This is a genomic window from Solidesulfovibrio sp., assembly GCF_029978005.1.
In the GTDB taxonomy this organism is placed as follows: domain Bacteria; phylum Desulfobacterota; class Desulfovibrionia; order Desulfovibrionales; family Desulfovibrionaceae; genus Solidesulfovibrio.
In genome coordinates, this window is the sequence record NZ_JARKOZ010000113.1 from 1 (window position 1) to 10,120 (window position 10,120).

Here is a 10,120-nt window from a genome sequence, read left to right on the forward strand (position 1 = left end):
GTTTCCGTCAGGCCGGACGCCGACAGCGTGACCGTGATCTGGAAGGCCCACACCTGGATCGACAGCCGGCCCGTGAACACGGCGGCGCGGCTGTCCAGGGACGGGACCGTGCGCTTCTACTACGGCACGGGCAACCAGAACACCTCGCGCACGACCTACCGGGACAAGACCATCGGCGTGTCCCTGGGCGACGCGGCCAACGGGAAGTACCTGCTGGGACTGCGCAACGGCGCGGCGGACCTGGGCGGGGCCAAGGCCCTGGCCATCCAGCCCGCGACCATGGCCCCGCCGAACGCCGCCCAGCCCTGGAACGGGCTGCTGCTCTTGGAGTAGGAATCCTTCCCCCGCCAAGGGGGTCCGGGGGGGATTATCCCCCCGGCCGCCGGAGGCCTCTTCGCCTCCCTTCGCTACGCCCGCAAATGGGCGCGCCAGGTGTCGACGATCTCTTTTTCGCGGCGGGCGGGTTCGCTTTGGGGGCACAGGCGGCAGGCTTCCTCGGCCGCCTCGGCGGCCTGCTTCATCCAGCCGCCCTCGCGCAGGCTGCGCGAGGCCATGACGTAGAGCAGTTCCGGCGCGTTGCCGTAGACGCCCCGGATGAGTTCCCGGTAGCCCTGGCCGAACACCTCGCGCACGAGGTCGTTGCGCTTGAAGAGGAACCGGGCCAGCCAGTGGTTTTCCTTCTGGTCGGCGAAGAAAAGCGGAAAGAGCTTGCGGCATTCGCCGAACAGGAACCGGATGCGGCGTATCTCCCGCTGCATGCTCTCGGCGGTCTGCATGAGCAGCTGGAAAAGCTCCCGGCTGATGATGAGGTCGGGCTCCGGCAGCTCGCGCTCCTGCATGGAGCGAAACCACGGGGCGTAGTTCTGCTGCTGGTAGGCGTCCTCCTTGAGCTTCATGGACTCGTGGAAGATGTAGCCGATGCACCAGTCCAGGAACTGGCCGACGAGGCTCGAGCCGCCGCCGTCGCGGAAGAGGTGGTGGGCCGTGTCCTTGAGGCGCCACAGCAGCCCCTTGTTCATTTCCTCGCCGAGCAGGTCCTTCAAATCCTCGAAAGCCATGGTCCCGGAGCGGTCGAAGTCGCGGAAGAGCCGTTCCAGCACCTGCACGGCCAGGCAGTAGTCCCGCAGCAGGTCGCGCATGAACTCGGCGCGCTTCTCATCGAACCAGTTGCTGGCCACGGCGGCTCATCCTTGTCCGGGTTGTTGCTGGGGGAAGCCGGCCGGGGCGCAGCGGGCGAGCCTGCCCAGGCGCGCGTCCACCATGGCGTAGAGGCTCCCGGGCGGAAACTTGCCGTCGGGGCCGGGCGCGCCGGCCGGGATGCCGGTCAGGATCTCCATGGCCTCCTCGATGGTGGTCACGGGGAAGATGTGGAAAAGCCCCTTGTCCACGGCCTCCACGATGTCGTCGTCGAGCATGAGGTTGACCACGTTGTCCGCCGGCAGGAGCACCCCCTGGTCGCCGGTGAGGCCCCGGCGGCGGCAGACCGTGAAGAAGCCGCGAATCTTTTCGTTGAGGCCCCCCACGGCCAGGATGGCCCCGGACTGGGACACCGCGCCGGTCATGGCGTAGCGCAGCCGGATGGGCCGCTCGGCCAGGGCCGAGAGCAGCGCGGCCAGTTCCGCGCCCGAGGCCGAATCGCCCTCCACCTCGGCGTAGTTCTGCTCGAAGCAAAGCGACCCGGTCATGACCAGGGCCTTGTCCTGGGCGAAGCGGCCGGTGAGGTAGCTTTTTAAAATCATCATGCCCTTGGTGTGGATGGGCCCGCCGAGCTCGGCCTCGCGCTCGAGGTCGAGGATGCCGCCGTGGCCCACGCCCACGGTGCAGGCGATCTGGTGCGGCAGCCCGAAGGCGTAGTCGCCGTACATGCGCACGGACAGGCCGTTGGCCCGGCCCACGGCCTCGCCCGAGGTGCCGACCTTGATCATCTCCCGGTCGTACTCCTCGAGGTATTCCTCCTCGTAGAGGTTGGCCCGGAAATCGCGGGCCCGCCGGGCCAGGGCCAGATGGGCCGCGCCGACCGCCGCCGCGCCCTCGCGCCGGGCCAGGGCGGCGGCCTCGATCATGAGCTCCCGGGCCAGGGGGAGCTTGAGGGAAAGCCTGGCCTGGTCCTCGGCCAGAAGCGAGGCGTATTCCACCAGCCCGGCCAGGGCGGACCGGTCGAAGGGCAAAAGCCCCGCCTCGCGCACGACCCGGGCGGCCAGGGAGAGGTAGATGCGCACGTTGTCCTCGGTGCGCGGCATGGTCTCCTGGAGATGGGCCTTGATCTTGAAGAGCTTGCCGAAACGCTCGTCGCTGTAGAGCAGCACCTCGTGGGCCTCGTCCGGGCCGACCAGCACCACCTTGAGGTCGAGCGGCACGGGCTCGGGCTCGATGGTGCGGGTGCGCACGTGCTCGCCGCCCTCGGCCGGGTCCTCCACCCTGCCCAGGCCCGAGCGCAGGGCGCGCAAGAGCCCTTCCCAGGCCCCGGGATTGGCCGAGATGTCGTCCACGCGGATGATGAGGAAACCGCCGTTGGCCCGGTGCAGCGAGCCGGCCTTGATGAGGGTGAAGTCGGTGTAGAGCGCGCCCATCTCGGATTCGCGCTCAATGCAGCCCATGAGGTTGAAGTAGGTGGGGTGGTCCTCGATGACCACGGGCGCGCCGGTCAGCTGTCCGTTGTCCACGAACAGGTTGGCCTCGTAGCGGTAGAAGACGTCGTCGGGATAGGGCTGCTCGCCGTGGGGGGGCGGCGGCGGCGCGGCCTGGGCCGGCTGGGGCATGAAGGCGTCGATGTTGTCCAGGATGTCGGCGCGCATGGCGGCGAGGAAGCCGTCGATGGCCGGGCTGGCCTCCCGGTACGGGGCCAGGGCGGCCAGGTGGGCGTCCACGACCTCGCCGGCCGTGGTCCGCTCCAGGTCCTTTTCCCGGTCGCGGTAGCCGCGCTCCTCCTTGGACAGACGCCGCAGCGCCGAGCCCATCTCCTCCAGCAGCCGGTCTCCCTTGGTCTTGAGGGCCTTTTTGAGCTCCGGGTCCAGGCGCTCGAACTCCTCGTCGGAGACGACCTTGCCCTCCAGCAGCGGATACAGGGTGAAGCCGCCCTGGTCGTCCACGAACAGGCTGTAGCCTTCGGACTTGGCGCGCTCCTCCATCTCGTCGAGCACGGTCTCGCGGTCGGCGTTGTAGCCGCGCAGCAGCGTCTGCTTCTCGGTCTGGTAGGCCTCGCGCTCGAAGCGGGCCGGAATCTCCTCGCGCAGGTCGCCCACGGCCTTGGCCAGGGCGGCCTTGAAACCCTTGCCCTGGCCGGCCGGCAGGGACACGGCCCGGGGCCGGTCGGGGTCGTCGAAATTGTGCACGTAGAGCCAGTCCGGCGGCGTGGCCCCCTTGGCCGCCTCGGGGTCCAGGAAGCGGCGGGCGAAATGGGTGCGGCCCATGGAGGGCTCGCCGGCCAGGTAGACGTTGTGCTCCCGGCCGCCGATGGAAAGGGCCAGGTTCAGGGCGGCGTGGGCCCGGGGCTGGGTCTTGGCCAGGGCGTCCTGGTCGTCGGGAATGTCCCGGCTGTCGGCAAATGGCACGGATGCGGGGTTGCAGGCCGCGCGCAGGTCTTTGGGGCGAAGGGTGTGCGTCATGGATTCCGTCTGGAAAAAGGGCGTTGGGAATGGGCGCGCCGGGCGTCCCGGCGTCGCGTCTTACCAGATACGAACTAATGGGCGCTTTGTCATCTCCGCCCCGACCGGCTTTTCAGGCCGGGCGCATCCTGATAGGGGAGCCCGATGGAAAACGCCGCCGGCAAGCCGCCGTTTCTGGCCGGGCTCGGGGGACTGCGGGCCCTGGCCGCCCTGGCCGTGCTGGCCGGCCACGCCCTGGCCTGGCTCACCCCCCTGCCGAGCCACCCCTACCTGGCCGTGCCGGCGGCCCGGCTGACCCAGGCCGGGCTTTCCGGCTTCTTCGTGCTGTCGGGCTTCGTGCTCTTCTACACCCACGCCCCGCGCCCGGGCGCGGGTCCCTTCCGGCCGGGGCGCTTCGCCGTGGCCCGGCTGGCCCGGGTCTACCCGGTCTACCTGCTTTTGCTCGCGGCCAACACGGTCGGCCCCCTGCTCAAGGAACCGGATTTCTTCTCGCGCTGCGCCGTGAGCCTGCCGGCCCACCTGGCCCTGGTCCAGACCTGGTTCTTCGCGCCGCAGTCGCCGTCGGTCTTCCCCATCGGCTGGGCCGTGAGCACCGAGGCCTTCTTCTATCTGCTGTTCCCGCTGCTGCTGCGCCCGGTGCAGGCCCTGCCCACGCGGCGGGCCGCCCTCACCGCCGCCGGCCTGGCCCTTGGCGCGGCCGCGGCCGGCGACGCCATGATCGCCGCCTCCTGGCCGACGCTTTTCGCCCGGGTCGCGAGGGACCATCCGGACTACGCCGACCGGGCCGTGGAGCTGGGCGGGCTGTACTTCCAGTGGCTCACCTACACCGCGCCCTATCTGCGGGCCCTGGAATTTCTGTGCGGCATGGCCACGGCCCGGTTCTTTCTCCTCGGCGGGCGCGGCCCGGCCTGGCTCGGGCCGGCGGCCGGGATCGGGCTCGTGGCGCTTGCCGCCGCGCCCTTTCCCCGGAACTCGTTTTTCCTGTCGGTTTTGGCCAACAACGCCCTGTACGCGCCGCTTCTGGCCGCCGTCTGCCTGGCCCTGGCGGCGCGCGCCCCGGCCTGGGCCGGCTGGCGGGCGACGACGGCCCTGGCCGGGGCCAGCCTGTCGGTCTACCTGCTCCAGCCCCTGACCCTCGAGCCCTGGCAGGCCCTGGCCAAGCACGGCCCGGGCTGGTGGCTGGCGGCGGTCCCCTGCGGCATGGCCGCCACCGTGGCCGTCGGCCTGTTCCTGGCCCGTCGGGTGGAAGCGCCGGCCGCCCGGCGCGTCATGGGCCTTTTCGCACCCCGTCCAGGCAGGCCGGGGAAAGCGGCAGGCGCTCCCCGAGACTGATCCCTTCCGGCGAGGCCGTGGCCCGGTAGGCCAGCACCAGCACCCCGGCGGCCACGGCTTGGCGCAGGAGCGCGGCGTAGTCCGGATCGACGATCTCCGCCGGGGCGAAGCAGTCCCCGTCCGGGCGCTGGACGCAGAAAAAAAGCGCCGCCCGGCAGCGCCCCTCCCGGGCCAGGCGGGTGAGCTCCACCAGGTGCTTGCAGCCGCGCAGCGTGGCGGCGTCCGGAAACATGGCCGTGCCGTCCTCCACCATGGTGACGTTCTTGCACTCGACGAAACATTCCCCGGCCGGGCCGGACAGGGCGAAATCCAGCCGGCCGCGGGCGAAGGCCGGCTCGGGGCGCACGGCGTCATAGCCGGCCAGGTCGGCGAAGGCCCCGGCCAGGAAGGCCTTGCGAAAGAGCCGGTTGGGCGTGAGCGTGTTGACCCCGACCCAGAAGTCGCCCCTAAAATCCGGCAACCGCACCATTTCCAGGGTGTGGGCCAACTTGCGTTTGGGGTTGTCGGATACGGACAGGCCGACGACGCGGCCCGGGCGCAAAAGGCCGAGCATGGAGCCGGTGTTGTTGGCGTGGGCGGTGAAGGGGCCGGCCGGGCCTTCCACGTCGATGAGAAAACGCAGACGGCGACGCACGAAACGGGCCGTGGCCAGGGGGCCGGGCAGGGGCAGGGTCACGGGAACTTCCGAGTCGGGGACCATGATTTACCTTTGACGGATTCCGGGCTATATGGATAGACGGCCGTGCACTCGCGGCCGTTTGCGAAAAACCCCCAGCAAGGATTCCGGGCCATGCGCACCGCCCTTCGTATGCGTCTCGTCGCCCCCTCGGCAACCCTCGGCATGGCCGCCAAGGCCGCCGACCTGCGCCGCCAGGGCAAGGCCGTCCTCGACCTCTCGGCCGGCGAACCCGACTTCAACACCCCCGCCCACATCAAGGACGCCGCCAAAAAGGCCATCGACGACAACTTCACCCGCTACACCCCGGTGCCCGGCATCCACACCGTGCGCGAGGCCGTGACGGCCTACTACAAAAACACGTATGGCGTGCCCGCCCCCAAAGAGGCGGTCATCCTCACCAACGGCGGCAAGCACGCCCTCTACACCCTGTTTGCGGCCCTGCTCAATCCCGGCGAGGAAGTGCTCGTGCCCGCGCCCTACTGGGTGAGCTACCCGGACATGGTCCGCCTGGCCGGGGCCACGCCCGTGCCCGTGCCGAGCAGCCCGGAAAAGGGCTTCCTGGTCTCCGTGGAGGACCTGGAGCGGGCCGCCACCCCGACGACGCGGGCGCTCATCCTCAACTCGCCCTCCAACCCCACCGGCGCGCACTACTCGGCCGCGGCGCTCGACGCCATCATGGAATGGGCCGTCTCGCGCGACATCGTCATCGTGTCCGACGAGATCTACGACCGGCTGGTCTACGAGCCGGCCAAGCCCGCCTCCCTGGCCGGCGGCTTCGCCCTGCACCCCGAGCACGTGGCCGTGGTCGGCGGCCTGTCCAAAAGCTTCGCCATGACCGGCTGGCGGCTGGGCTACGCCATCGCCCACCCGAACCTGATCCGGGCCATGTCCACCCTGCAGAGCCAGTCCACCTCCAACGTCTGCTCCATCGCCCAGAAGGCGGCCATCGCCGCCCTGACCGGGCCCATGGACTGCGTGGAGGAGATGCGCCTGGCGTTTAAGCGCCGCCGCGACCTGGCCCTTTCCATCATCAAGACCTGGAAGAAGGCCTTCTGCCCCACGCCCGCCGGCGCGTTCTACCTCTTCCCGTGCCTGTCGGACTACTACACCGCCGCCGTGCCCAATTCCACGGCCCTGTCCGAGGCGCTATTGACCGAGGCCGGCGTGGCCACGGTGCCCGGCGTGGCCTTCGGCGAGGACCGCTGCCTGCGGTTCTCCTACGCCACGGACGACGCCACCCTGGAAAAGGCCCTGGTCGCCATCGGCGACTTCCTGGGCAAATTGTAGACACCTGTAGGGATCGGAGGCCGGGGAACACGGCGTGAAGAAAACCGCCCGCTCGGAAGGCGACCAGTACCTGGGGCTGGTCAAGTTCCTGTCCTGGAGCTCCCTGGCCCTGATCCTTCTGGTCAACCTTTTCCTGTCCATCTTCCTGTCCAACTACGCCCGCCAGGACGTGCTGTCCAAGCAGAAGGAATTCGCCCTGCTCCTGGCCGAAAACCTCAACCACCAGATCTACCAGCGCTTCACGCTGCCCACGGTCATCGGCTTCGGCCGGGTGGAGCTGTCCCAGCCCGCCCAGTACGACCGGCTGGAAAAGACCGTGCTCTCGACCATCCACAGCTTCCACGTGAGCGAAGTGCGCATCTACGACTTCGACAAGCGGGTGTCGTTCTCCACGGACAAGGAGCTGGTGGGCCAGACGGGCTACGCCGGCACGGCCATCCTCGAGGCGCTCGAGCAGGGCACGTCGAGCTTCCAGCTGGTCAGCCGCACGGGCATGTTCGGCGGCATCTTCGACTTCCACCCCAAGCCCGACGCCGTGACGCTGCGCACCATCTACCCCCTGCGCACCGAGCGCTCGCTGGTCCCGGGCAACCCGCAGGGCTTCATCATGGGCGTACTGGAATTCAGCCAGGACATCACCGACGACTACCAGAAGGTGGTGGACTTCCAGCGCATCATCATCATCACCACCCTGACCTCGTCGCTGCTGCTCTTTTTCATCCTGCGCGTGATCATCAGCCGGGCCGGGCGCATCAACGCCCAGCGCATCGCCGACCGCGAACGGCTGGAACGCGAGCTCCAGCAGCAGGAAAAGCTCGCCGGCATGGGCCGCATGGTGGCCGGCATCGCCCACGAGATCCGAAACCCGCTCGGCATCATCCGCTCCACGGCCGAGCTGCTCCTCAAACGCAACAAGGAAGCCGACGGCGTCAACGCCAAGCTTCTCGGCGCGATCTTCGACGAATCCAAGCGCCTGTCCAAGACCGTGGGCGATTTCCTGGACTACGCCCGGCCCAAGACGCCGCGCCAGGACGTGGTGGACCTGGCCGTGATCTGCGACCAGGCGCTCACCTTCCTGGAGCAGAAGTGCGAGGAGATGGGCGTGGCCGTCGCGCGCGACTACCGGCCCGGGCTTACGGTCCGCGGCGACAAGGACCTCCTGTACCGGGCCGTGTACAACATCGTGTCCAACGCCCTGGACGCCCTGGCCGAGGACAAGGAAAAGGCCCGCCCGGCCTCCATTTCGGTCGCTGCCGCGGCCGGCGGGGACGCCGTGACCCTGACCGTCGCCGACTCCGGGCCGGGGTTCTGCCCGGAGAACAAGGACCGCCTCCTCGACCCCTTCTTCACCACCAAGGACGCCGGCACGGGCCTGGGCCTGGCCATCGTGCGCAACATCCTGGAAAGCCACGGCGGCGCGCTCGCCCTGGAAAACGCCTCCGAGGGAGGAGCGCGCGTGGTCATGACCTTTCCTCCGGCCTAGGCCTTTGCTAAGACCGGCCGGGACGGCTCCCCCCAATCTTTTTCCCGGACGACGCCATGCCAAGCCAGATTCTCATCCTCGACGACGAAAAGAACTACCTGCTGATCCTCGAAGCCATGCTCGGGGACGCGGGCTACGCCGTGACGGCCCTGGACGACCCGGAGACGGGCCTGGCCTTCCTCGACGAATCCGAAGTGGACGTGGTCATCACGGACATGAAGATGCCCAAGGTCACCGGGCAGCAGGTCCTCGAGCACGTCAAGCGCAACTTCCCCTACATACCGGTCATCATCATGACCGCCTTCGGCAGCATCGAGGGCGCGGTGGAAGCCATGCGCATCGGGGCCTTCGACTACATCGCCAAGCCCTTCGCCAACGACGAACTGTTGCTCACCATGGAAAAGGCCAGCCGCTTCGCCGCGGCCCAGCGCGAGAACATGCTCCTGCGCCAGTCCCTGGAAGACCGCTTCTCCTCGGAGAACATCATCGGCCGGGGCAAGGCCATGCAGCGGGTGCTGGAGATGGTGGGCAAGGCCGCGCCCACGAAATCCACCGTGCTCATCACCGGCGAATCGGGCACGGGCAAGGAGCTGGTGGCCAAGGCCATCCACTACGCCTCGCCGCGCAAGGACGCGCCGTTTATCTCCGTCAACTGCATGGCCCTGGCCTCGGGCGTGCTCGAATCCGAGCTCTTCGGCCACGAGAAGGGCTCGTTCACCGGGGCCGTGGCCAGAAAGCGCGGGCGCTTCGAGATGGCCCACGGCGGCACCATCTTCCTCGACGAGATCGGCGAGCTGTCGCCCGAACTCCAGGTGAAGCTCTTGCGCGTGCTCCAGGAGCGCAAGTTCGAGCGCGTGGGCGGGTCCGACCCCGTGGAGGTGGACATCCGCATCCTGGCCGCCACCAACCGCAACCTGGCCGAGGCCGTGGCCGGCGGCACGTTCCGCGAGGACCTCTACTACCGCCTGAACGTGGTCCATATCCAGACGCCGCCCCTTCGCGAGCGCCGCGAGGACATTCCCATCCTGGCCGCCCACTTCCTGGAGCGCTACGCCAAAGAGAACGACAAGACCTTCAAGGGCTTCTCCCCCGAGGCCATGGAGTACCTCACGGCCTACGAATGGCCGGGCAACGTGCGCCAGTTGCAAAACGTGGTGGAGCGTTGCGTGGTGCTGGCCGGCAGCGACGTGGTGGGGGTGGAGGACCTGCCGAGCGAGATCCGCGACGAGGAAAGCCAGTACAAATCCGCCGTGGACCTGCTGCCGCTGACCATCAACCTCGGCGAAACCCTGGAAAAGATCGAGACGGCGCTCATTCGCCGGGCGCTGGCCCGCTCCAGCCTCGTCCAGGTCAAGGCGGCGGAGATGCTCGGCATATCAAAAAGTCTATTACAATATAAGCTAAAAAAATACAAATTAACTGGGCATTAAATTTTCAACCAAGTAAGTTTCCAATGATGAAAATTCAATTAGAAGAGGTTTTTAAAGCGAGTGGTGTACCAAAACATACTTTTGTATCTCCCAAAGAATATACTGAATTAATTGTAAATTTACGGACACCTGGTAGAGGACTTGTCGTCGAAGGCCCTTCTGGCATTGGGAAAACAACAGCTGTCGAAACTGCTTTAGACGAGTTAACTCCCAGTTGATAGACTTGGCAGCCATCACGGGGAGAAAACACAAAACGGAATTTTACGCACCCTAAGACATAATTTTCCTTAATTCGTCAGCAAGG

At 67.7% G+C, this 10,120-nt stretch carries 8 protein-coding genes and 1 pseudogene; 6 read left to right on the top strand and 3 right to left on the bottom strand.

The window, feature by feature from the left end; genetic code table 11:
- Positions 1-333 (top strand): annotated as a pseudogene (locus tag Q1K70_RS12985) (peptidase C13); the annotation flags it as partial.
- Between the two features lie 74 nt (positions 334-407).
- On the opposite strand, the gene Q1K70_RS12990 reads toward Q1K70_RS12985, so the two are convergent.
- Positions 408-1,178 carry a hypothetical protein gene (locus Q1K70_RS12990; protein WP_300160269.1) on the bottom strand — a complete coding sequence of 257 codons (771 nt, stop codon included), beginning with the start codon at positions 1,176-1,178 and terminating at the stop codon, positions 408-410.
- 6 nt (positions 1,179-1,184) lie between these two features.
- Positions 1,185-3,605 carry an ATP-binding protein gene (locus tag Q1K70_RS12995; RefSeq protein WP_300160272.1) on the bottom strand — a complete coding sequence of 807 codons (2,421 nt, stop codon included), beginning with the start codon at positions 3,603-3,605 and terminating at the stop codon, positions 1,185-1,187.
- A 144-nt stretch (positions 3,606-3,749) separates the two neighbouring features.
- Here Q1K70_RS12995 and Q1K70_RS13000 point away from each other — a divergent pair, with 144 nt between their 5' ends.
- Positions 3,750-4,937, top strand: a complete 1,188-nt coding sequence (locus Q1K70_RS13000; RefSeq protein WP_300160275.1) for an acyltransferase family protein — start codon at positions 3,750-3,752, stop codon at positions 4,935-4,937.
- Here Q1K70_RS13000 and sfsA read toward each other — a convergent pair.
- On the bottom strand, positions 4,873-5,637 hold the full coding sequence (sfsA, locus tag Q1K70_RS13005; protein ID WP_300160277.1) for a DNA/RNA nuclease SfsA: 765 nt from the start codon (positions 5,635-5,637) through the stop codon (positions 4,873-4,875). The two genes, Q1K70_RS13000 and sfsA, sit on opposite strands and share 65 nt — an antisense overlap.
- Before the next feature lie 90 nt (positions 5,638-5,727).
- Between sfsA and Q1K70_RS13010 the strand changes: the two genes are divergently transcribed.
- From Q1K70_RS13010 to Q1K70_RS13025, 4 genes are read left to right on the top strand one after another with little or no spacing between them, the layout of a single operon-like run.
- Positions 5,728-6,903, top strand: a complete 1,176-nt coding sequence (locus tag Q1K70_RS13010; protein WP_300160280.1) for a pyridoxal phosphate-dependent aminotransferase — start codon at positions 5,728-5,730, stop codon at positions 6,901-6,903.
- Positions 6,904-6,937: 34 nt separating this feature from the next.
- Positions 6,938-8,386, top strand: coding sequence for a HAMP domain-containing sensor histidine kinase (locus Q1K70_RS13015; RefSeq protein ID WP_300160283.1), 1,449 nt, complete (start codon positions 6,938-6,940; stop codon positions 8,384-8,386).
- A 56-nt stretch (positions 8,387-8,442) separates the two neighbouring features.
- A complete protein-coding gene (locus Q1K70_RS13020) occupies positions 8,443-9,816 on the top strand; it encodes a sigma-54 dependent transcriptional regulator (protein WP_300160286.1) in 1,374 nt (457 codons plus the stop codon).
- Positions 9,817-9,839: 23 nt separating this feature from the next.
- A complete protein-coding gene (locus Q1K70_RS13025) occupies positions 9,840-10,034 on the top strand; it encodes a hypothetical protein (protein WP_300160289.1) in 195 nt (64 codons plus the stop codon).
- Positions 10,035-10,120: the final 86 nt, after the last annotated feature.

Bases quoted from the DNA above. Each gene is read 5' to 3' on its own strand.
- Q1K70_RS12995 (WP_300160272.1), bottom strand. From the start codon at position 3,605: ATGACGCACACCCTTCGCCCCAAAGACCTGCGCGCGGCCTGCAACCCC.
- Q1K70_RS13000 (WP_300160275.1), top strand. From the start codon at position 3,750: ATGGAAAACGCCGCCGGCAAGCCGCCGTTTCTGGCCGGGCTCGGGGGA.
- sfsA (WP_300160277.1), bottom strand. From the start codon at position 5,637: ATGGTCCCCGACTCGGAAGTTCCCGTGACCCTGCCCCTGCCCGGCCCC.
- Q1K70_RS13010 (WP_300160280.1), top strand. From the start codon at position 5,728: ATGCGCACCGCCCTTCGTATGCGTCTCGTCGCCCCCTCGGCAACCCTC.
- Q1K70_RS13020 (WP_300160286.1), top strand. From the start codon at position 8,443: ATGCCAAGCCAGATTCTCATCCTCGACGACGAAAAGAACTACCTGCTG.
- Q1K70_RS13025 (WP_300160289.1), top strand. From the start codon at position 9,840: ATGATGAAAATTCAATTAGAAGAGGTTTTTAAAGCGAGTGGTGTACCA.